Origin of the sequence: Paenibacillus sp. FSL R7-0179, assembly GCF_038002265.1 — a bacterium.
GTDB lineage: Bacteria > Bacillota > Bacilli > Paenibacillales > Paenibacillaceae > Paenibacillus_AQ.
This window is the reverse complement of the sequence record NZ_JBBOCC010000002.1, coordinates 1142723-1164680: the sequence shown is the minus strand read 5'-3', so window position 1 is coordinate 1164680 and position 21958 is coordinate 1142723. Positions and strand designations below refer to the sequence as shown.

19 protein-coding genes are annotated in these 21958 nt (G+C 52.1%); 4 read left to right on the top strand and 15 right to left on the bottom strand.

Annotated elements, in window-relative coordinates:
- Window positions 1-109: 109 nt before the first annotated feature.
- From licT to MKX63_RS21530, 6 genes are all read right to left on the bottom strand, one after another.
- Window positions 110-961: a BglG family transcription antiterminator LicT gene (licT, locus tag MKX63_RS21555; RefSeq protein WP_341019932.1), complete on the bottom strand. Its 852-nt coding sequence runs from the start codon at window positions 959-961 to the stop codon at window positions 110-112.
- 247 nt (window positions 962-1208) lie between these two features.
- Entirely contained in the window at window positions 1209-2666 is a 1458-nt protein-coding gene (locus MKX63_RS21550) for a glycoside hydrolase family 1 protein (protein ID WP_341019931.1), read from the bottom strand.
- Between the two features lie 225 nt (window positions 2667-2891).
- The gene (locus MKX63_RS21545) at window positions 2892-3665 is read right to left on the bottom strand and encodes a hypothetical protein (protein ID WP_341019929.1); all 774 of its coding nucleotides are present in this window, start codon (window positions 3663-3665) and stop codon (window positions 2892-2894) included.
- A gap of 31 nt (window positions 3666-3696) precedes the next feature.
- Complete coding sequence (locus MKX63_RS21540; protein WP_341019928.1) at window positions 3697-4398, bottom strand: ABC transporter ATP-binding protein; 702 nt, start codon at window positions 4396-4398, stop codon at window positions 3697-3699.
- Between the two features lie 315 nt (window positions 4399-4713).
- Entirely contained in the window at window positions 4714-5931 is a 1218-nt protein-coding gene (locus MKX63_RS21535) for an aminotransferase-like domain-containing protein (RefSeq protein ID WP_341019926.1), read from the bottom strand.
- A 67-nt stretch (window positions 5932-5998) separates the two neighbouring features.
- Entirely contained in the window at window positions 5999-6655 is a 657-nt protein-coding gene (locus tag MKX63_RS21530) for a DNA-binding response regulator (RefSeq protein WP_341019925.1), read from the bottom strand.
- Between the two features lie 363 nt (window positions 6656-7018).
- Here MKX63_RS21530 and MKX63_RS21525 point away from each other — a divergent pair, with 363 nt between their 5' ends.
- Window positions 7019-7426 (top strand): hypothetical protein, encoded by a 408-nt coding sequence (locus MKX63_RS21525; RefSeq protein WP_341019923.1) that lies wholly within the window; start codon window positions 7019-7021, stop codon window positions 7424-7426.
- On the top strand, window positions 7423-8490 hold the full coding sequence (locus MKX63_RS21520; RefSeq protein WP_341019922.1) for a phosphodiester glycosidase family protein: 1068 nt from the start codon (window positions 7423-7425) through the stop codon (window positions 8488-8490). The genes MKX63_RS21525 and MKX63_RS21520 overlap by 4 nt, the downstream gene beginning before the upstream one ends.
- A 429-nt stretch (window positions 8491-8919) precedes the next feature.
- Here the strand turns inward: MKX63_RS21520 and MKX63_RS21515 are convergent, their stop codons facing one another.
- The 5 genes from MKX63_RS21515 to MKX63_RS21495 form a co-directional block, all read right to left on the bottom strand.
- Window positions 8920-9174, bottom strand: coding sequence for an AbrB/MazE/SpoVT family DNA-binding domain-containing protein (locus MKX63_RS21515; RefSeq protein ID WP_341019920.1), 255 nt, complete (start codon window positions 9172-9174; stop codon window positions 8920-8922).
- A 152-nt stretch (window positions 9175-9326) separates the two neighbouring features.
- Complete coding sequence (gene trmL / locus MKX63_RS21510; protein WP_036697752.1) at window positions 9327-9791, bottom strand: tRNA (uridine(34)/cytosine(34)/5-carboxymethylaminomethyluridine(34)-2'-O)-methyltransferase TrmL; 465 nt, start codon at window positions 9789-9791, stop codon at window positions 9327-9329.
- A 249-nt stretch (window positions 9792-10040) separates the two neighbouring features.
- Entirely contained in the window at window positions 10041-11132 is a 1092-nt protein-coding gene (serC, locus tag MKX63_RS21505; protein ID WP_341023182.1) for a 3-phosphoserine/phosphohydroxythreonine transaminase, read from the bottom strand.
- 106 nt (window positions 11133-11238) lie between these two features.
- Window positions 11239-12123 carry a hypothetical protein gene (locus MKX63_RS21500; protein ID WP_341019918.1) on the bottom strand — a complete coding sequence of 295 codons (885 nt, stop codon included), beginning with the start codon at window positions 12121-12123 and terminating at the stop codon, window positions 11239-11241.
- Between the two features lie 144 nt (window positions 12124-12267).
- Entirely contained in the window at window positions 12268-15015 is a 2748-nt protein-coding gene (locus MKX63_RS21495; RefSeq protein WP_341019916.1) for a GH36-type glycosyl hydrolase domain-containing protein, read from the bottom strand.
- Between the two features lie 829 nt (window positions 15016-15844).
- Here MKX63_RS21495 and MKX63_RS21490 point away from each other — a divergent pair.
- Window positions 15845-16141, top strand: a complete 297-nt coding sequence (locus tag MKX63_RS21490; protein ID WP_341016938.1) for a transposase — start codon at window positions 15845-15847, stop codon at window positions 16139-16141.
- Window positions 16027-17010: an IS3 family transposase gene (locus MKX63_RS21485; protein WP_341018601.1), complete on the top strand. Its 984-nt coding sequence runs from the start codon at window positions 16027-16029 to the stop codon at window positions 17008-17010. Before MKX63_RS21490 ends, MKX63_RS21485 begins: the two co-directional genes overlap by 115 nt.
- A 239-nt stretch (window positions 17011-17249) precedes the next feature.
- Here MKX63_RS21485 and ltrA read toward each other — a convergent pair whose 3' ends face one another.
- From ltrA to aroF, 4 genes are all read right to left on the bottom strand, one after another.
- The gene (ltrA, locus tag MKX63_RS21480; RefSeq protein WP_341019914.1) at window positions 17250-18641 is read right to left on the bottom strand and encodes a group II intron reverse transcriptase/maturase; all 1392 of its coding nucleotides are present in this window, start codon (window positions 18639-18641) and stop codon (window positions 17250-17252) included.
- 481 nt (window positions 18642-19122) lie between these two features.
- On the bottom strand, window positions 19123-20547 hold the full coding sequence (gene glnA, locus MKX63_RS21475) for a type I glutamate--ammonia ligase (protein WP_036697759.1): 1425 nt from the start codon (window positions 20545-20547) through the stop codon (window positions 19123-19125).
- Window positions 20537-20740 carry a hypothetical protein gene (locus MKX63_RS21470; RefSeq protein WP_036697762.1) on the bottom strand — a complete coding sequence of 68 codons (204 nt, stop codon included), beginning with the start codon at window positions 20738-20740 and terminating at the stop codon, window positions 20537-20539. The genes glnA and MKX63_RS21470 overlap by 11 nt, the downstream gene beginning before the upstream one ends.
- An 89-nt stretch (window positions 20741-20829) precedes the next feature.
- On the bottom strand, window positions 20830-21876 hold the full coding sequence (aroF, locus tag MKX63_RS21465) for a 3-deoxy-7-phosphoheptulonate synthase (RefSeq protein WP_209872939.1): 1047 nt from the start codon (window positions 21874-21876) through the stop codon (window positions 20830-20832).
- Window positions 21877-21958: the final 82 nt, after the last annotated feature.

The following is a 21958-nucleotide window of genomic DNA, read 5'->3' as shown; positions in this document are numbered from 1 at the left end:
TACGCAAAAAAAACCTAAACACCGATCAGCGGAGAAAGGCAGTCTTCTGCCTCCAGCACTGTCCGGGTTTAGGTTTTGCCTCTGTACCGAGTAGCAATCCTGCACCACATTATTCTGTTATATCCCCACTACGGATAATCCGTTCAATATGAATGGTCAGATACAATATTTCTTCCTTGGACAAGACCCGCTTGTATATCTTGCGGGTATAATCCGCGATCTTCACCGCAACCGCATGGGCGGCCGGGTACTGCTTCATGACCAGATCATGCAGCGCATGATCCTGGTCCCGCTCTTCCATCGGAGTGCCCTGAACCACCCGCTGCGCGAAGAACTTCAGATGGGTCAGGAAGCGGTAATACCCGAGTGATTCTTCATCCAGCTCGATGAGGAAGCTCCGCCGGACAATATTCAGGATGTCCTTCACGATATTCGTGATGCTCACCGTCTCCCGCATCTCACCGTTCATCTGCGCATTCACCAGATGCATTGCGATAAAAGCGCACTCGTCCTCCGGAAGGAGAACACCCAGCCGTTCCTCGATAATTTGCAGCGCCTTGAGTCCAATGGAGAATTCCTTGCGGTACATCCGTTTGATTTCCCACAGCAGCGCATTCTTGATTTGAAGCCCCTGACGGTGACGGTCGATGGCGAAATGGATATGGTCTGTCAGTGAGATATAGATGCTGTCATGCAGCTTCTCCCCGAGCACCGTCTCGGCATAACGGATCACTTCATCGGTGCACTCCACATATTCCAGCGGGATCTCCGAGAGAAGCGACATCAGCTTCTGTGAACCTTCTTTATTCTCCAGGGCGAATACTTTCTCAACCTGGGCATCCTCAACGTCATCCCCGGGCTGCTTCTTGAAGGCGATTCCGCGGCCCATTACGACCCGTTCCTTCCCGCTGGCATCGATTACGGTGACCACATTGTTGTTGAGCACCTTAGCAATTTTCATTCCATCACCTTACACCGTCAGAGTAATAAATTCCCCCCGCAGGCGCGGGATACAACATTATTGTGTTAAAAAAGGCAAAACCAAAACGGCATCAAAAGAGTGCCCGTTTCTGGTTTTGCCTGAATGAACAGTAACAATCCAGTTATTTTACCTGTAGCAGCATCTTAGCATATCATTGTAAATATGACAACACTTTTATGAAAACGGTTTATTAAGGCCCGTGCTTCTTAAGCTTGCCCCATTTCACCTACAATATTTCACCGTTCGACAAAATGACCTGCTTGTACCACTCAAACGAATCCTTCTTGCTGCGGTTCAGCGTGCCGCTTCCCGTGTCATCCAGGTCGACATAGATGAAGCCGTAGCGCTTGGACATCTCCGAAGTCGACATGCTCACCAGGTCAATCGGGCCCCAGGCCGTATAGCCCAGCAGCTCCCCGCCATCCAGTACCGCTTCCTTCATCTCCTTGATGTGTTCCCGCAAATAATCAATCCGGTAGTGGTCATGGATAGACCCGTCTTCCTCCACCTTGTCATAGGCGCCTAGTCCGTTCTCCACAATGAACAGCGGCTTCTGGTAACGGTCGTACAGGTTGTTGAGGGTAATGCGCAGCCCTACAGGATCAATCTGCCAGCCCCAGTCGGAGGCTTTCAAATACGGGTTCTTGATACCGCCCAGCAGATTCCCTTCTGTAGCCTCACCCTCCGGACCTGCGGACACAGTGAGTGTCATATAATAGCTGAACGAGATGAAATCTACTGTATTCGCGGCAAGCAGCTCGTCATCCCCCGGCTCACGGACAATCTCAATCTGATTCTCGGCAAAATAACGGTTCATATAACGCGGGTACTTGCCGCGCGCATGCACATCCGTGAAGAACAGATTCAGCTGGTCCTCCTGCTGTCTCTTACGCACATCCGCCGGATTGCAGGTATGCGCGTAGCTCTCCATACGGGCCAGCATACAGCCGATCTGCGAGCCCGGAATAATCTCATGTCCCAGTCTGGTCACCAGGGCACTTGCTACAAACTGATGGTGCAGCCCCTGAAAGACCGCTTGCAGCTTGTTCTCTACACGGTCTGTGAGAATACCGCCTCCGGTATATGGACTGAACAGCATGACATTGATCTCGTTAAAGGTCAGCCAGTACTTCACTTTATTCCGGTAACGGGTAAATACAGTCTCCGCATACTTTACATAGAAGCCGATCACTTCACGGCTGGCCCAGCCGTTATATTTCTGTGTAAGACCGAGCGGTGTCTCATAGTGCGAGAGGGTAACCAGCGGCTCAATGCCGTATTTCAGCAGTTCATCGAATACATCGTCGTAGAATTGAAGACCCTGCTCGTTAGGCTCGGCGTCATCGCCGTTCGGGAAGATCCGGGCCCAGTTAATGGACAGCCGGAATACCTTGAAGCCCATTTCTGCGAATAGAGCAATGTCCTCCTTGTAGCGGTGATAGAAGTCAACGCCTTCGCGTTTCGGGAACCAGTCATCCGTCTCACCGGCAAGAATCCGGGCGATCCGCTCCGAAGAGATCTCCATGGAATGATCCCCTTTGCGCTTATCCTTAGGCACGAAAGCGATCATATCTGCCGTAGACAGCCCTTTGCCTCCCTGATCAAAAGCGCCCTCCAGCTGATTGGCAGCGGTTGCGCCGCCCCATAAGAAATGCTCAGGAAATCCGTTAAGTACTGTAGCCATAGTCCTTACCCCTTTTCATTATAATGTTTCTGCATGGCCCATATAACAGAAAAACCTAAACCTCTGGCAAGATCATCGAGCCCGGCGAGCGGGTTCAAATCAGTCACCATCAGTTTAGGTTTTGCCTGGCACGGCCAGTAACAATCCAGTAAACGATGTGTTTATGGAAGATTTAATTGACTCCAGCCTAACATAGCCTCCGGTAAAATTCAAATGAAAATCCGCTCATTTTCCGTGAAGCTCATATTTACGCCCGTTCAAGAGCGCACTGCCCGCAGCTCCGGCCAGCAGCGCTACCAGCAGATTTATGCCGACAGACAGCCAGTTAATAGTCTCGTTAATGTTGGACGGCTGCTCCCTCCCTGCCGGGCTCACGGTAAGCAGATTCGCATATTGCTTGAAGCTGTCCGCCGCAGAGGAGCCGATGCTGAAATGCTCGCTTCCCCGGATTACCAGAGCAAACTGGATACCGGTGATGAGGACGATGAGGGCAGCAATACAGATGTGGCTCAGCACAGGCTTACGGAATCTTTTGGCAGCCGCAAGGGCCAGACCCATCAGCGCCAGGCCTGCCGGAAGACTGCACAGCTTGGAGAGTATGAAGTAGGTGACGCCCAGCGCGGGACTTGTGGAGTGTGCGATCCGCAGCTGATACAGTCCTTCGGGATTCAGGAATACATCCAGCAAAGTGGTAGACCAGACTGCGGTAAGACCCAGCATGAAGACAGCAGACTTCACACCGAAGAGCGCGGAGGTTCGCAGCGGCAGCATATGGTTAACCGGCATCGTCCCTGTGAAGAATTCCCTGTAATAATCCATGTAAATATAGACCGGCAGCAGGATGCCAATCACCATATTTACCAGCAGAAAGACAAAGGCCATATCCTGTCCCCGGTCAAACAGAAAATACAGATTAGCCAGACCGCTTAAGGCGGTGAAGATAGCAAATACAGCGAAATGCTTCCGGCATTCCAGCTTGAATTGATGCCATTGAACCATGATGTTCTCCCCTTTTCTTGTTTTTAGCAGATTAAATCAGACGTTTGAACAACTCCTCAATCGGCACACCGTATTCCCGCCGCAGCTCCTCCACGCTCCCCTGCAGCAGCACCTTACCGTCATTCACGAACACCACATCCGTGAAAAGGCTCTCGACATCGTGGATCAGATGCGTACTGATCAGAATCGAGCTATCCGGGTCGAAGTTATCCAGAATAATCCTTATAATCTTATCCCGTGTGGAAGGGTCCACCGCCGCCAGCGGCTCGTCCAGGACGAACAGCCGGGCCTTGCGCGCGAACACCAGCGAGATACTCACCCGCTCCTGCATCCCTTTGGACAGAGACTTCACTTTATCCTGCAGATTCAGACCCAGCGCTGCAATCATGCTGTACGCCTTCTCCCGCTGAAAGTCGGCAAACGAGTGGTCAAAAAAAGCAATGCTCTCTTCAATTGTCATCCACGGATACAGGAATTCACGATCCGGCAGATAAGACACGATTTTTTTGGTATCCAGACCGGGACGAATGCCGTTGACCGTAAGGCTGCCTTTATAATCCCGCAGCAGAGAGACAATCAGCTTCATCAGCGTCGTCTTCCCCGCCCCGTTAGGCCCGAGCAGCCCTACGATTCTACCTGTGGGAATCGTCAGACTAAGTTGGTCTAGCGCAGTCTTCTTCCCATAGCGTTTCGTTACATTCCTGCACTCCAGTACATTCTCCATCGCTTGCATTTCCGCATGCATCCCCTTTGATAAACATCGGTCTCAATTGTGTATCTTTTCACAATGATTAGACGCATGTTCTTCTTATATCCCTGCACGCCAAGTAACCCCACAAACTCTCCCCCACAAAGTGAAGTAATGCTTCGGTGTTAATTCAAATACTTTGCGGGGACCCCGAAAACACTGCACAAGGCGGGGCATTAGCTCCGATGATGATTCAGGTACATTACAGGAGCCCCTAAAACCAAAAAAACCGCCGGCCGTCAAGGCCAAGCGGTCACTCTTCTTACAAGACGTCCTATCAATCGTTCACTTGATGGTATCCTAGCTCCGGGCGGTGAACTCAGTCACCGCCTCACTCATCAGATTCATCCCCAGCAGCAGCTCGTCGCGGCCGGGATGGCTGAAATTGAGCCGGATGCGGTCTGAGCCTCCGCTTACACTGCAGAGCGGACCAGGCAGGAAGGCTACCCCTTTGGATAACGAAGCACGCAGCAGAGCGATAGCGTCCAGCCCTTCGGGCAGCGATACCCAGAGGAACATGCCGCCGGCCGGCATGTCGTAGACACTGTTCTTCCAGGCCGGACGTTTCAGCAGCTCCGCCATCAGCTTCAGGCGGGTATTGTATTCGCGGTTCAGCAGCGCGATATGATCCCGCAGATCAAAGGCTGTCACGCTGAGCAGATGATGCAGCAGCCGCTGGTTCAGCGAGCTGGACTGCCAGTCCGCCATCTGCTTGGCGGCAGCCATCATGCCGATCAGCTCGCGGCTTCCCGCCGCCCAGCCCGTCCGCAGCGCCGGCGCAACAGTCTTGCTGAACGAGCCGATGTACAGCACATGCCCGCCTTCGCTGACATTCTCCAGCGCGTATAGAGTAGGATATTTCTTGGTGGGATGGCCTTCACTCCGCTGGAAGTGCAGATCGCCATAGGAATCATCCTCCACGATCAGCACATTATGTGCGATGCACAGCTCCAGAATCTCTTGCCGCCGGGCAAGGCTCCAGAGCACTCCGCTGGGATTGGTGAAGCTTGGCGCAGCGAACAGCATCTTGGGCCTATAGCTGCGGATCATTCGGCGCAGATGATCCGGCAGCAGGCCGTCCCCATCCCCCTGAACCGGAATAATGACGGCTCCCTGCATCCGCAGTGCCTGCAGGATACCGGGAGACGTCGGATTCTCAACCAGCACATGATCCCCAGGATCGATATACACCCTGGACAGCAGATCGATAGCCTGCTGACTGCCCGTTGTCAGCAGCACTCCGCCTTCGGCTACCGCCACTCCTTTGCTGCGGAGCCAATCTCCGGTCAGCCATTCACGGAGCGGGCCATACCCCTCAGGCTCCCCGTATTGCAGCGCACTTGCATCTGTGGAGATCACGGTAGATGCTGCCTCAGACAGCAGTGACAGCGGAAATAATTCTTCTGCCGGGAGCTCTTCTGCCAACGAGATTAGCGTACCCCGGCGTGTCTCCTTACGGATACTCAGCAGCGGTGAAGATAACAATGTATGTGCGCGCGAAGAAAACTCATACTTCATACGCTTCCCCCCTTTATCTGGTTTAAGAATATTCCAGTCCTGACGCCATTATGTCGTAATACAGGGATTATGCGTAGATTTGCTTGTTCTGTCTTGAGAAAAGCGCGAACTTTTCAATCGCCTGCGCTCTTGTCGATACTTCCAGCTTCACATAAATCTTGCGCAGGTAGTTATCGATTGAACGGCGGCTGACTTCAATTTCAAGTGCGATTTTGTCGTATGTAATTCCTTGCACAATGCGTTCCATGATGAACATCTCAGTCTGTGTCAGCTGCAAGACGCCTTCCAGTCCTCTGGAGGAGGCTACCGGACGGAAGCCCTTTTCAATCCACTCCAGCGGAATCGAGAGGAACCCTTCGCGGATACCGCGGATCATCTGCAGAAGCTGACCCGGAGTGGCTCCCTTCGACAATACCCCGCTCGCTCCCAGTTCAACCAGGGGCAGGAATATTTCCTTATCGTTCTCCTCCGTCATGATAATAATGTGGGAGAACGGTGAGCTTTTTTTCATGTCCGGCAGCACCTGCTCTACGGTTCCACCTTGCATCTGATAATCACTCAGCACCAGATCAGGCCGGGATTCCTCCATGCCCGCAAGACATTCTTCCCAGGTAGCGTACATTCCGTCTACCGTCAATCCCTCCTCATCTTCCAGTATTAATTTTGTTCCCAGCATACTTGTGGGATGACATCCCACGATGACCACCTGCCAGACCTTCGTCATTAATGCCCAGACCTCCTGCTATCTATATAATTTTCCAGAATGGAAAGCGCTGTAAGCGTTTCCTGTCAACACGCAAGCAAGGATCTATGCTGTCCTAAGTCTAATCTTCCTTCTTTTACCTTGAATACGTCCATCAGATATTCCAATCTATAGAAATTGTATCGCAGTAGTTTAACAGGATGCAATTACTTTTTGTCGTTTCTGCGCGGCTCTTTCACTTTTGCGAAAAACCTGAAAGTCTGATAGAATGAGGACTTGAAAAATCACCCCACAAAGTGAGGCTTTGGCTTCGATGTTTACTCAGATACTTTGCGGGGACCCGTAAATTCTTTATCATGAAAAAATATGGCTTGAGGTGATGAAATGCAACCGCTAGCGGAATCGACCCGGGTACACTCTCGCCGGAGTGCAGAGAGAAGCGGCTCGTCCGTAAAATGGTTTCTACTGTTCTGGATTCTGATGATCGCAGCCGGCGCATATGCCGTGTACAGCTACACCAATCATCTGAAGGATCAGGTGCTGAGCCAGCTTGGATCTCAAAGCCAGCAGCAGCTTACCGTTTTGAAGACCGACTACGAGTCGAAGATTGCCGTTCTGTCAGAACAAGTGAAGGAGCTTCAGAGCACCGTACAGACATTCAACGAGCTGCTGACCTTCACCAAGGATAATGCCAGCAACAAGACGGACAACAGCAACAAGCTGTACACGCAATTAAGCGAGGTCAAGAAACAGCTTGATACGCTCAAGAAAGAGATGGATTTGCTGAAATGATGACGCCTGTCAAAAGAGTGAACCGGTTCTTCATGCTCCTGACCGCTCCATTGTTCGGACTGCTGCTCTGCCTGTGGCTGTACCAGCCCACGCTTGAGCTTAAGCTGAATACCGCCCCCTTCGCAGCTGACCCCGGACCCGTGAATGAAACCGCCCAATTGAAGCAGGACCTGGCTGTGGCCAAGAGCTATGCCGCGTACACCATTGACTCTATCGGCACCAGCGCACAGCTCTACAAGCAGACCACGAATGCTATGAATGCATTGGTCAGCACAGCAGCAGCCCAGACCTCCCGTCCCGAGCGGATCTACAACAGCCGGATTAGTTCCCGGCTCGGCATTCCCGCCGATGTGATCAGCAGCGACCGGATTACCATCGAATTATACCGGCTGAACCCCGGCAACTATACAGCATACGCAATGAAGATTAAGCTGAAGGATTCCACAGCTATGAAGATGAGTCTGGCCGGTGACGGCACGGGCGCTTCGGAGACCACCATGCAGGCCGTGAACCGCTACGGCGCTTCGGCCGGTATTAATGCCGGGGGGTTCGCTGATCAGAACGGCAAGCGTTATCCGCTCTCGACCACCATCGTCGGCGGACAATATCTGTACGGCTTCGAGCCCAGCTACAAGGATCTCAGCTTCGTCGGCCTGAACAAGTCCGGCCAGCTGATCGGCGGCAAGTTCACCAGCCGTGACCAGCTCGATCAGCTGGAGCCGGTATTCGGGGCAACCTTCGTACCCGTGCTGCTGAAGAATCAGAGCAAGACCGCCATTCCGCTGAAGTGGCAGCTGGCTCCGAAGCGTGCACCGCGCACTGTCATAGGCAACTATAAGGATAATCAGCTGCTAATTCTGGTCGCTGACGGATATGACGAGAACGGCAACTCGGGAGCTACACTCGCTGAGCTGCAGGATAAGCTGTACAATCTCGGCGTCATTGATGCTTATAACCTGGACGGCGGCGGCTCATCGTCCATGATTTTCCGCGGCAAGGTCATCAACAAGCCATCAGACGGCAATCTGCGCCGTGTCCCGACGAACTTCCTGTTCTTCAAGTAACCCCAAGTATAACCGTCAATGCTAAATATCACATTTTCATTTATTTTTACACATTAAAAGGGTATACTCAGGGTAACAAAGATCGTCAATAATGGAGGTGCCTGCATGTCGTTCTCCCTGACTTTTTGGATCGTGACCCTGGTATTCGTACTGTTTCTGGCCGGTATTCTTACTTCTTCCTACAACGACGACAAGACTAAGGGGCTGTAATCCGCCTCCGCGAACAATCTGCCCAAGTGGAAACGGCTTTGCCGTCCTTTTAGGGACGGCACCCGTTTCATCGTATGTCACAAAAAGGAGCACCGCACTGATGTGCGGCGCTCTTTTTGTGTTCTTCACTATTCACTGAAGCCGAGTCCAACCAGCATCCATGTTATAAGACGCCGCGTATGTGTTTTACCCTATGTAGATAATTGATGCGATCTACGCTTACGCGTGTTTTGGCAGTTGGGTCATCTCGGTAAGGCAGCTTGCACAAATGTAACGGTCTTTATATTCGCTTACGCCTTCCATAGATCCGCAGAAGACACACTTCGGACGGTAACGCTCCAGAATAATGTGGTCGCCCTGAACGAGAATTTCTACAGGATCACCTTCATTCATTTGATACCTTTTACGCAGAGACTTAGGCAGAACAATTCTACCCAGCTGATCTACTTTACGTACAACGCCAGCAGGTTTCATATCTAACTTACACTCTCCTGTTCAACTTATGATTAGTAGTGCCATTCTGACTTCCAAGTTCACGTACCCTATTACTTTCTTCGGCACTAATCAACTATTTCGTTACTAAAATGTCGAATCCTGCTGAAAAAAATAAAAAATGATGTCAACTTTTAGAAAAGTTGTGGGAAATCCAGTTGCCGGAGCGCTTCATAGACCACAATCGCTGCTGAATTGGACAAATTAAGCGATCTGACCGCCTCACTCATCGGCATCCGCATCGCCGTTTCCTGACCAGCCTCCAGGATCTCTGCCGGCAAGCCCTTGGTTTCTTTCCCGAACACGAAGAAGTCTCCATCCCGGAAGGCGAAATCACTATAGCGCTTCTTGGCCTTGGTGGTTGCGTAGAAGAACCGCCCTTCCTGATACTTCTCCAATACTTCACTGAAGGAATTATGATATTCAATATTCACCGCATGCCAATAATCGAGTCCGGCACGCTTCAGCGTAGCATCATCTGTGCGAAAGCCCAGCGGGTGTACGAGGTGGAGATGGGTTCCTGTCGCCGCACAGGTACGGGCGATATTGCCGGTATTCGCCGGAATTTCCGGTTCCACCAGCACAATGTGTAATGCCATAAGTCGGATGCTTCCTCTCTGTAGGGTCTTAAGAATTGCGGCGGAGTAGATACCCGCATTGCCTTCCTTGTCCCTGTGATGTATTCTTGCTGCTTGCAGGTACAGGCCGGGCTCAGGTGATCCTGGCTATGGGCAAAATAACCCCACAAAGTGGGGCTTTAGCGTAGGGTGATGACTCAGGTACTTTGCGGGGACCCCAAAACATATAAACCTTCCGCTGCAAGGCGGAAGGTCGGGAACGTTCTTAGATTACCCTTGGGTTTGCTGGAAATGCTTCATGAAATCCACCAGTGCCTTCACGCTCTCATGCGGGACGGCGTTGTAGATCGAAGCCCGTAAGCCGCCTACGCTGCGGTGTCCCTTGAGGCCGACAAAGCCTTCGGCTTCGGAAGCTTTAATGAACTGCTTCTCCAGCTCCTCCGATTGCATCCGGAATGTTACATTCATGATGGAACGGCTGCCTTCTTCCGCAACTCCGCGGTAGAAGCCGCCGCTGCCGTCGATATAATCATACAGGAGACCTGCTTTGTCACGGTTCTTGGCTTCAGTGCCAGCAAGCCCGCCCTGTTCCTCAATCCATTTTAACACTTCGTTAACCATATATACAGAGAAGGATGGCGGCGTATTGTAGAGAGAGTTATTCTTGTAATGAGTATCATACCGCAGAATCGTCGGAATATTCGCCGGAGAACTGGAAATCAGCTCTTCCTTGGCTATCACTACGGTGACGCCCGACGGTCCGAGATTCTTCTGCGCACCGGCATAGATCAGGCCGAATTGGTTCACATCGAAGTCGCGGCTCAGAATATCACTGGACATATCGGCAACCAGCGGAATGTTACCGGCATCAGGATACTGTGCATACTGCGTGCCTTCAATCGTCTCATTCGAGGTGATATGCAGGTAAGCTGCATTATCCGCAGCCTTGATACTGCTAAGCTCGGGAATAGCCAGGAATTTCTTGTCTGCCGAGGATGCGGCTACATGGCCGCCGCCAGTCAGCTTGGCTTCCTTCAGGGCTTTGTCCGCCCAGCTTCCTGTCATGACATAGCTGCCGACCTGGCCTTCACCGATAAGGTTCATCGGAACCATGGCGAACTGTGTGCTTGCTCCGCCCTGGATGAACAATACCTTGTAGCCTTGCGGATTGCCGAGGAGCGAAAGCAGGCGTTCCTGAGCTTCATTATGCACGGATTCGTATATCGCCCCACGGTGCGACATTTCCATAATGGACATTCCGCTCTCCCGGAATTCAACGAACTCCGCCTGCGCACGTTCCAATACTGCCAGCGGCAATGCTGCCGGACCGGCATTAAAATTGTATGCTCTCTTGCTCAAAATAACTCCCACCCTTTCTCTCCTATGAATATGGATATCGCTATGATAGCAGATAACGATAAACACCAGCAAGTATAATTATTCACATAAGAGGTAAGCTAGACTGCATTCAGGAGGCCGAAAACAGGTAGCTGCGGCTCCACCCCTTGCTGTGACGCGGTAAAATAGTGATGTCAGCAAAAACCTCGGGTGAAATTACATGCTTGTCTCCCCATAGCGCAATCCGCTCAGCAGCAAAATCTCCGCTCTCTCTGATGCAGGCTCCTGAAGGTTTATGGGTCAGCTCCCAGTAATAATCCTCCTCCGCCTGCTCCCAGCCTTCAAGTCTGCAATAGAATTGGCGGTCCGTTTCCCCCGCCCAGGTCAGGCTATTCCCGTCTATGTTGAGCAAATTCTCCGTATATGCAGATTCCGGGGCTACGATCTTAGGCGTTCCCGGCAGCCGAAGCTCATAATCCGTCCCTACGAGTGCCCCATCAATACCGACAAAATTATGAATATACTCTTCAATCCGCAACGCTTCGCTCCCTGTATTCTCCACCTTATATAATATGTCCAGCCGGTTCCCCTCCAGCTTCAGCGTCTTGACCAGCCGCATGCTGTAGCCCCGGCATTCCAGCGGCTGCACAGTGTATGTAACCGAGTCTCCGCTCCACTCTTCAGTGACCGGGAACGGCTGTAGCGGATACTCCCCTATGAAGGAATAAGGCTCGTCGCTCTGCTTCTGCAGCAGCCCGATACCGAATTTGGGGAACCATTCCCCAGGAGCAGCATCTTCATAGCCAATTGCCCGGGAAATGCCAAACTCATTACAAAGGCCTATCCCTCCCGTACCCTGCCCGGACACCAGACTTTCCGGAACGCAAAAGGTATGCCCGCCCTGCTCCAGCTTCACGCTTGTAATAAATCCTGTCCAGTCAAAACGGGTGCCGCCATAGGCTCCCACATCAGCAATCTCTACGGTCAGTACTCCATTGGATAATATATGTGTCATTGATCTCTTTCCTTTCTGTCCTGGTTGGACGCAGCACATCCTATCATAGCATTTCCAGGTCCATTCTATACGATATATTCGGATGTTGAAAAGCCTGCTCTGCGCGGACCGGCAAAGCAGGCGATTAAGTTCAGCAGCTCCGGCTTAGGCCAGTTCTACCTCCAGCAGATGAATTTCTCCTTCAGGCAGGCCTGTCAGCAGGCTGCGTGTGATCACAGCGCCTTCTGAGACGCGCTGAAGCGTTACCTCAGCCCCGTTCAAGCGGACTGCGTGTATTTGATACTCTCCGTACTCCGTGCTTCCAGAAGCCGTATAGACGACTTTCAGCTCACGTCCGGCAAAAATAGTCTTGATCGAGGCGCTCTTATCGCCGTCAAACTGTTCCTTCACCAGCTTCGGCTGCAGCAGCAGGTCGCCGAGCTTGCCTTTGACGCCAAATACTTCAGTCACCATCGTCAGGAGCAGCCAGCTTGCCGACCCAGTCAGATACGTGTACATTCCTCTGCCCTGCTCGTTGATATACTCCGGAATTCCCGGATACATCCGGCTCACCTCGAAATTCGCACTCAGGTTATACAGTGAATCCAGCACCTTGCGGCCTTCTTTGACGTATCCGCGCTTATACAGCGCATTCCCGTACATAACCGTCATGTGGCTGAACATCGCCCCGTTCTCCTTGTGTCCGAAGGCGAAGCCGAACGCCCGGCCCAGATTCTGCTGAATGCCGCCGAAGTTGCTGTTCAGACGGTAGCCGATTTTCTCATCGTACAGATTGCGCTCTACCGCAGAGATGATCGCAGGAATCTGCTCTGGAGCAGCCGCGTGGCCGAGGAGCGGGAAGACCTGTCCGGTAAGCGTCATCCGTGTGCTCTCAGCCCATTCCCCTTCTACGCGTTCGCCGTCATTATTATAATAGCCGTTGAACCAGCCGTCGCCGTGTCCGCTCTCTACCCATTCATTGCGGCGCAGATGATCGAAGATCCATTCCGCTTTACGGGCAAGATCTGCTGCAACCTCTTCAAGCTTCAGCACGGCTCTTACCCCGCTCACCTTATTCGGTGCGGCAGCATAGAAGCGGCTGAGCAGCTCTTGCTTGGCCGTCACCGATTCATAATCAACAGCTTGGCCCAGTGAGTCAAGCAGCAGCACCATCTCTTCGGCCAGCTCCAGCGTATCTCCGCCCGTCCGTTCCTTCAGAGTAATCAGCAGCTTGGACAGATCGAGCAGGTTACTGGCATAGAAGGCTGTGAAAGTAACACTTTCGCCCCGCTGTGCAGCCATATCAAGGCCATCGTTCCAGTCCGCACCTTCCAGCAGGATGTTGTTATGCTCACCCACATTGAAGAAAGGAACCAGATTCTGCAGCAGGATATGCTCCAGAATCGTACCTGTATATTCTTCGCCCGCAGTTGTACACAGACTGCTTCCTGCCCCCGGCGCCCAGGAGGCATCGCGGTCCTTACACCGGTTCATGAAGGTATCGCGGAAATACGTCTGCTCCAGTAGCAGGAAGTCCAGATCCCCGCTCTGATCCAGATACAGCATGGTAGTCAGGAACGGCCATGCCCCATGGTCCATCCAGACCCGGGGAATATTGTTGCGGTCAGCAATGAATTCGCCCGGCTGCTGCCCGATGATCGTCGCATTGCTGCCGTCAATCCGGACTCCGGCATAGTTATTCAGCAGCAGGCTGCGCACATCCGCAGGCTCCATAATCAATAGAGCCAGGCAATCCTGCCAGAGATCGCGCCAGCCGCGTCCCCCTCTGCCATAATCGTGGTAAGGGAGGAACGAGTTGCCGTACAGTCTGCGCAGCACCGGCTGGAGCGTCACCCATTTCATCCATTCGTCAGCGGCATGATCTCCGGTATGGAATTCAACCGTATTAACTTTCTCCGCCCAGAAGCGCTTATTCTCTTCAAGCAACGCGTCAAAAGCCGCAGCCGAGCCATATTTGGCCATCAGCGCCTGCACATCAATTCTTTTATTGTCAATCGCCATGACTACGACATAAGACTGGCTCTGACCCGGCTCCAGAGTGATGGCGGCGAACCGCAGTCCCCCCAGTGCCTCATAGCCTTCCCATGACACTCCGCCATCTTCCCCAACCGGCGGTGCCAGATTGTTCACAACCGCTTCCGGCCAGTCCAGGCTTCCGCCCTCGCCGATGAATTCCTCCTGCACCGGGAATAATCCGGTTGGCAGCGCTCCGCCCTCACCAGCCCCGAATACCCCGTACGAAGTATGATTCACCCGGTGTCCGCGTTCGTCGAAGGACAGGGCAGGCTGCACCTCAACACCATAAGCCGAAGTATAGACCCGGTTCAGCAGTGAGGTGACATGCCGGTGATCGCGCAGATCATCCGCAGAACGCGCATATAACGGAATAGCCGCAGTAGGTGTCAACGTAAGCAACTCTGTACCGCTATTCGTAAGTACCACCTTCATCAGTTCAACCTTGTCGTTGCCGCAGGGTACGAAGCTTGTGATCTCCGCTCTCAGTCCCAGCTCCTTACTCTCCCGCGTCACCCGATGCCACAGAAGTCCTGCCTCCAGCAAGGATTCATCTGCTGCTTCGCCATAGAACGCCGCATTCTGCCGTGCAGAATTGCCCGCAGCCGACCAGGCGCCCTTGCCTTCGAGGTATACCCAGAAATTGCGCGAGGCGCGGGAATTATGCAGATCCTCCACCGAGATGGGCGGCGTCAGAAAGGTGTTATGGCCCGAAGTCGCCTGGCCATGCAGCTTAGGACTGACCGAGGACATCATGCCCCCTTCATTCACTAGCGGAAAATATAAAAAGCTGCTCCGGTCCGGCTGCTCCAGCCGAAAATCCCCGTTATTCCCGGTGAAGCTCCAGCCTGTTCTTGATACTTTTGATTGATCCTTCACTACATTCATCCTCCCTGTTCCCTAACAGCAGATCTCTTCTTGTTTACGTTGAGATTGTTGATTCTGGTGCTGATACTGATACCGATACCGATACCGATACTGATACTGATACTGATACTGATACTGATACTGATACTGATACTGATAATGCTGAATAATGCTGATAAAAAGTGATCCGAATCCGCTTACCGAAATCGGTTTCGGTTTCATTATCACACCGTTATTTCCCTTTGTAAAGCGTTATTTATGACTTATGAGCAGAGATTGATGTGCAAAATTAATACTTCAAAGCTCAAATCACCATATATAATTGTAATTATATTACAATAATACTATTTTAGTTACGAAAATTTACGAAAACACAATATTAAGCTAGTCGCGACAAGTGCGGAGGAGCTTCCACATTCACTCAATTAGCACACATTCGCCGAATTCAGGTGCACTAATGCTCTTCATTTAGCCCATTTGCCCACATTCGCAGAATTCAAGTGCACTAATGCTCTTCATCATTACTGTCAATCAGTTTAATCAGCAGCAGCACCAACAGAGGGATTTATCCCTCTCATTTTACTTCCGAGCCAACTTTTCGCTGAATCTGAGGGATTTATCCCTCTCATTTTACCTCCGAGCCAACTTTTCGCTGAATCTGAGGGATTTATCCCTCTCATTTTACCTCCGAGCCAACTTTTCGCTGAATCTGAGGGATTTATCCCTTTCATTTTACCTCCGTGCCAACTTTTCGCTGAATCTGAGGGATTTTGCTGTTAGTGTTAACCGTGGACACCCATTAAGAGAATAGAGATAATGAGTTTAACGAGGAGGTGTCCGCATGAGTGGAACACGGAGAAGCTACAATGAAGAATACAAAAGACAGGCCGTAAAGTACATCCAGGAGCAGACGAAAACGGTGGCGGAATTGGCCCTGGAGCTGGATGTCCCCGCCAAAACGTTGCATAAATGGCTAGGTCAGTACCGGCAGTTTGAGAATGAGCCCATCATTACTCCAGACAAATACAGAGAGCTGGAACGTCAACTGAAGGAGCGGGAGCAAGAACTCGCAGACCTGACAGAGGAGATGGCCATCCTAAAAAAAGCCGTGCACATCTTCAGCAATCCAAAGAACTGAGATTTCGGTTTATTGAAGATCATCGCTCCGAGTTCCGCGTGGAGAAGATGTGCAGTGTCTTTCAGGTGTCCCGGAGCGGGTATTACAAATGGAGAACAGCGAAGCCCAGCCCTCAAGCCACTCGTAAAGCCTTGTTGCTAAAGCGGATTGCCTATCATTTTCACGACTCTAAGGGTCGCTATGGCAGCCCCAAAATCAAGGTTCTCCTAGTGCGTGAAGGGCACCAGGTCAGTGAACGCACGGTAGGCAAGTACATGAAAGAACTGGGGCTGCGCTCTTGTGTCGCAAAGAGATTTCGCGTATGCACCACCGACTCCAACCATCCGCTACCCATTGCCCCCAACTTGTTAAACCAGCAATTTCACACGGAAAAGCCGAACCAGACGTGGGTAGCGGATATCACCTACATTCCCTGCCGGGAAGGACGAATGTACTTGGCGAGCGTGCTGGACCTGTGTACCCGGGAGATTGTCGGCTGGCGGCTTAGCGACCGGATGACCACTGACCTCGTACAGGGCGCTCTGGACGCTGCCTACCAGGCCAAACGCCCCGGAAAGGGCTTGATTCACCATTCGGATCGAGGCTCCCAGTACGCCTCTGCAGACTACCGGGAACGCCTAAAGACGTACCAGATGACCGCAAGCATGAGCCGCAAAGGAAACTGTTATGATAACGCCTGTATCGAATCTTTTCACAGCCTCTTAAAAAAAGAGTTGGTGTACTGGAATCGATTTAAAACGAAGCAACAGGCGTATGATGCCATTTTCCAGTACATTGAATTTTTCTACAACCGTAAACGAATCCATGGGGCACTGGGGTACGTTTCTCCGGTTCAGTTTGCAGCCACATTTAAGCGAAAAACGTTGTAGGTTTTGTCTACTTTCTTGACAGGAGTCCATTTATCCCCTTTATCACACCTTCTAGCCAACTCCCCACTAAAATCAGAGGGATTTATCCCCTTCACCTTTTACCTTTTCACCTTTTCCCTATACTCCCCCCTTCCACCTCACCCTCCAGCACGAAGTGCCGATCGAGTAGGAGGGGACGGCAAGCCCCCGTCCTCTCACACCACCGTACATGCGGGTCCGCATACGGCGGTTCCAAAAGGTTAACAACGTTCCAGATAACGTGAAAGCAAACTTTTCAGCCCTTTCGCTTCCCAGTAGCAAGTCGGAAGGGCATTATTCGTGTTCCGGGACATTTCCCATGCGCCTCGCCGTGAGTTTGCCATTGTGAAACAGACCCACTCGGGTACCCCAAGTGCCCGAAGTTCGCGGATTCGTGTGCGCACTCGCTTCCATTGTTTCCACAGGCACATTCGCAGCCTTCTCCGAATCCATTGGTCCAATGTTTGGAGGTGTTTCTTTGCCGACGCCAGATAGAAATAGCCAAGCCAGCCCATCAGATATTGATTCAATCGGCGTATTCGTTCTTCCATTGAGATGGACCAGGTCCGGTTCGTTAGCTCTCGAATTCGCTCTTTGCATGCCTTGAGACTCTTCGGTGCTATTCGTATACTCGCCTGTTTCTGGCTCAGGAAACTGAATCCTAGGAACTTCCGGTGCCAGGGTCTGGCTACCGCACTTTTCTCCCGGTTCACTTTCAGTTTTAGCTTTCCTTCTACAAATCGGCTGACCGATTCCATGACCCGTTGGCCCGCACGTTTACTCGCCACAAAGATATTACAGTCGTCCGCGTAGCGTACAAACCGCAGTCCGCGTCCGGTCAATTCCTTATCCAGATCATCCAATAGAATGTTTGCCAGAAGCGGACTGAGCGGACCGCCTTGTGGCGTTCCTTCCCCGCTATGCTCCAGCTTTCCATTTACTATCACTCCGGCGCTAAGATACGCACGAATCCGTGTTAGTACTTTCTTGTCTGCTACTTTCCGCGCAACCCTCGCCATGAGCATATCGTGATTTACCCGGTCAAAGAATTTCTCGAGATCGAGGTCTACGACCCATCTCAAACCACTTTGGATATATCTTTGTGCTTGTTTCACGGCGTCATGGGCGCTCTTTCCCGGCCGAAATCCGTAGTTGTACCACGAGAATCCTGCGTCAAAGACCGGATTCATGACTTGTAGAAGAGCCTGCTGGAGAAAGCGGTCCATTACCGTCGGGATGCCTAGCAGCCGTACGCCGCCTCCGGGTTTGGGGGTTTCCACCCGTTTGACGGGTGCCGGTTTATAGGTACTCGCAAGAAGTTCGGCTTTCACCGGTTCCCAATGTGTTTTCAAATAAGCCTGTAGATTCGCTACCGTTACATTGTCCACACCGGGTGCTCCTCCGTTCTGGACCACTCGTTTGTATGCGAGCCGAAGGTTATCTCCTTCGAGCATTCGCTCCAGCAGGTGCCTCTCTGCTTTGCGAGAGGAAGGGCCGACTTGTGCCGATGAAGAACTCGGCGCTCCAGCATACCCTGACGGCTTCACCGCTTCTCTTTGCCGCAAGCTCTCTTGCGAGATATTCTGCTGTCGTTGCTCTTCATGCGAACGCATCGGTTTCCTCTCTTCTTTCGGTTCAGCCCTTCCGTAAACTGTTGCAACAGCTTATGTACTATGGCCTCTGCTGACTCCTGCCGGTTCAGCGCAGCCTCTCGGCTACGGTTACAAGTTTTTTTCTTGCATATCCGGCAGGCCTCCCCAGATAAGAACATCATCTTTCCGCCCGCGCCTGCCCAAGTCTACGGCTACAGCACTTGGCAGCTTTGGATTTTGTCATGTGCGGGTGACTCATCCGGCTGCAGCCGCCTCTAATTGGATTCGTGTACCTCAGGCCGTGCTTTTGCCTCCGGCTTCCTTCAGATCCCACCTCACGGTAGACACCCTTGCCCTTGGCTAACGGTAGGCGCTTGCCAGCCCCCGCTCGGGACTTTCACCCTAGAGATGATGCCCATGTTGGGCGTACCGCAAAAAGCCCCCGGAATCAATGATTCCAGGGGCCTTTCTATCCTGCTATATTACAATAGTCTATCTTATCTTATACGTCGAAGTACAGGGAGTATTCATGCGGATGAACGCGGATGGCAACAGCTTGAGCTTCGGAACGCTTCAGGGCGATATAGTTATCGATGAAGTCCTTGGTGAATACGCCGCCCTCAGTCAGGAATTCGAAGTCAGCCTCCAGTGCATCCAGCGCTTCGTCCAGGGAACCCGGAACGCTGCGGATCTTCTCTTTGTCTGCGTCAGACAATTCGTAGATGTTCTTGTCCAGCGGACCGTAGCCCATTTCTTCAGGGTTGATCTTCTTCTTGATTCCATCCAGACCAGCCATCAGCATAGCGGAGAAGGCCAGGTAAGGGTTAGCAGTGGAGTCCGGTGTACGGAATTCGATACGACAGCCCTTAGGTGTCACAGCAGCAACCGGGATACGGACAGCCGCGGAACGGTTACCCTTGGAGTAGACCAGGTTGACCGGTGCTTCATAGCCAGGAACCAGACGTTTGAATGAGTTGGTGCTTGGGTTCGTCAGCGCGATCAATGCAGGAGCATGATACAGGATACCGCCGATGTAGTGCAATGCCATTTCACTCAGGTTGGCATAGGCGCCTTTTTCGTAGAACAATGGAGCATCGCCGTTGAAAATCGATTGGTGAACGTGCATTCCGCTACCGTTATCGCCGAACAGCGGTTTTGGCATGAAGGTTGCTACCTTGCCGTATTGGCGTGCAGTGTTCTGCACAATGTATTTGTAAGTGAGGAGATTATCAGCTGTTTTCTTCAGGGTGTCGAAACGGAAGTTGATTTCCGCCTGGCCTGCTGTTGCTACTTCATGGTGATGACGCTCGATTTCGAGGCCGGCTTCACCCAGCAAACGGCACATTTCACTGCGGATATCCTGCTGGGAATCCACTGGAGCTACAGGCACGTATCCGCCCTTCACGCCAACCTTGAACGCCATGTTGCCGCCTTCTTCCTTGCGGCCAGTGTTCCAAGCTGCTTCCTCGGAATCTACGTAGAAGGAGGAAGTATTCATTCCGCTCTCGTAACGTACATCGTCGAAGATGAAGAATTCGGATTCAGGTGCGAAGAATGCCGCTGTACCTACTCCGCTGGACTGCAGGAATTCTTCAGCCTTCACTGCGATACCGCGCGGGTCGCGCTCATAACGTTCGCCATCAGGTGTGAAGATGTCGCACATAATGTTCAGCGTAGGGTGAGCAGTGAACGGGTCAATGTAAGTGGTGCTTGGATCAGGCATCATTACCATATCCGACTCTTCAATCCCCCGGAAGCCTGTAATGGAAGAACCATCGAATGCTACTCCATTTACAAAGGTTTCTTCTTCAACTGCGGATGCTGGCAAAGAGATGTGGTGAGCACGTCCACCCAAATCTACAAACCGGAAATCCACCCACTCGATATTGTTTTCCTTGATCGTCTGCAATACTTTTTCAACCGACATGCTTAATTCCTCCCCAGATTCCGAACATTAGGCCGCTCATCGTATCAAATGTTCTTGTTTTTATTTTTTTGCTGTCGTCATTATAAATCGCATACCTAACATCGTCAATGCTTATGTCAGGTATTTCTTGCGACAATGTAAGATATTCTGACGCTTTGGTGAAAATACCAATTTCATCCGGATTCCATGTCACCTTTGTCCCCTATGCAGCACAAACAGCTCTCATCCTCCAGCCTGAAGCGGGAGAAGAGAGCTGTTCAATAGTCATTTACATGTTGAAAATTATACTACAGGTGCAGCCTCCAGCGACGGAGAGAACTTGCGGCCCACCAGCGGTGCCAGCTTCTCCAAATCCCGCAGCAGGCTGTCGAACTGCTCAGGGAACAGGGACTGCACGCCGTCACCAGTCATGGAGTTATCAGGGTCGGTATGCATCTCGATAATCAGACCGTTGGCGCCGGCAGCAACCGAGGCTTTGGCCATAGGGGCTACCAGCTCACGGCGTCCTGTGCCGTGGCTCGGGTCAGAGATGACCGGCAGGTGGCTGAGGTTCTGCAATACCGGGATGGCCGACAAATCCAGCGTGTTGCGCGTGTACGTCTCGAAGGTACGGATGCCGCGCTCGCAGAGCATGACATCCCGGTTGCCGCCGGCAAGAATGTACTCCGCCGCATTCAGCAGCTCATCATAGGTCGCACTGAACCCGCGCTTCAGCAGCACAGGACGGCCGCAGGTGCCCAGCTTGCGCAGCAGGTCAAAGTTCTGCATGTTGCGTGTGCCTACCTGCAGAATATCCGCATGCTCGGCACAGATGTCCACATATTCCGGCGTCATGACCTCAGTAATGGTCAGCAGGCCGTGACGTTTGCCGGCTTCCGCCATCATCGTCAGCCCTTCCACGCCAACCCCCTGGAAGCTGTAAGGTCCGGTACGCGGCTTGAAGGCTCCCCCGCGCAGCACCTGGCCGCCGGAAGCCTTGACCAGCCGGGCAATCTCATCGATTTGCTCCGGAGATTCTACGGCACACGGCCCCCCCATAATAACCAGGTTCTCCCCGCCGATCTTCACTCCGCGGATATCGATAACCGTATCCTCCGGATGGAAGTCGCGGCTTGCCAGCTTGTAGGATTTAGTAATCTTCACCACATTCTCCACGCCCTTCATCTGGCGCAGATGCTCAGCAAGCTTCGGAGTGACGCCCCCGACCAGTCCGATTACGGTATGGTCAGCCCCTACAGAGAGGTGGACCTGCAAGCCTTCCTTCTCAATCACGGCAATAATCTCATTCACCTGTTCCTGAGGTGTTTGGTTGGATGTAATAACGATCATATGATAGCTCCCCTTTTGGACCCGTATTAGTGTTGTTGAATAGAGCGGCCGACTGCCGATCTTCAAAATTACTTTTCCGCTA

Coding starts and splice junctions, on each gene's coding strand:
- MKX63_RS21530 (WP_341019925.1), bottom strand. CDS start 6,655: ATGACGAAGGTCTGGCAGGTGGTCATCGTGGGATGTCATCCCACAAGT.
- licT (WP_341019932.1), bottom strand. CDS start 961: ATGAAAATTGCTAAGGTGCTCAACAACAATGTGGTCACCGTAATCGAT.
- MKX63_RS21525 (WP_341019923.1), top strand. CDS start 7,019: ATGCAACCGCTAGCGGAATCGACCCGGGTACACTCTCGCCGGAGTGCA.
- trmL (WP_036697752.1), bottom strand. CDS start 9,791: ATGGCATTACACATTGTGCTGGTGGAACCGGAAATTCCGGCGAATACC.
- MKX63_RS21515 (WP_341019920.1), bottom strand. CDS start 9,174: ATGAAACCTGCTGGCGTTGTACGTAAAGTAGATCAGCTGGGTAGAATT.
- MKX63_RS21550 (WP_341019931.1), bottom strand. CDS start 2,666: ATGGCTACAGTACTTAACGGATTTCCTGAGCATTTCTTATGGGGCGGC.
- MKX63_RS21490 (WP_341016938.1), top strand. CDS start 15,845: ATGAGTGGAACACGGAGAAGCTACAATGAAGAATACAAAAGACAGGCC.
- MKX63_RS21545 (WP_341019929.1), bottom strand. CDS start 3,665: ATGGTTCAATGGCATCAATTCAAGCTGGAATGCCGGAAGCATTTCGCT.
- ltrA (WP_341019914.1), bottom strand. CDS start 18,641: ATGCGTTCGCATGAAGAGCAACGACAGCAGAATATCTCGCAAGAGAGC.
- MKX63_RS21540 (WP_341019928.1), bottom strand. CDS start 4,398: ATGCAAGCGATGGAGAATGTACTGGAGTGCAGGAATGTAACGAAACGC.
- MKX63_RS21520 (WP_341019922.1), top strand. CDS start 7,423: ATGATGACGCCTGTCAAAAGAGTGAACCGGTTCTTCATGCTCCTGACC.
- MKX63_RS21500 (WP_341019918.1), bottom strand. CDS start 12,123: ATGACACATATATTATCCAATGGAGTACTGACCGTAGAGATTGCTGAT.
- glnA (WP_036697759.1), bottom strand. CDS start 20,547: ATGTCGGTTGAAAAAGTATTGCAGACGATCAAGGAAAACAATATCGAG.
- MKX63_RS21535 (WP_341019926.1), bottom strand. CDS start 5,931: ATGAAGTATGAGTTTTCTTCGCGCGCACATACATTGTTATCTTCACCG.
- aroF (WP_209872939.1), bottom strand. CDS start 21,876: ATGATCGTTATTACATCCAACCAAACACCTCAGGAACAGGTGAATGAG.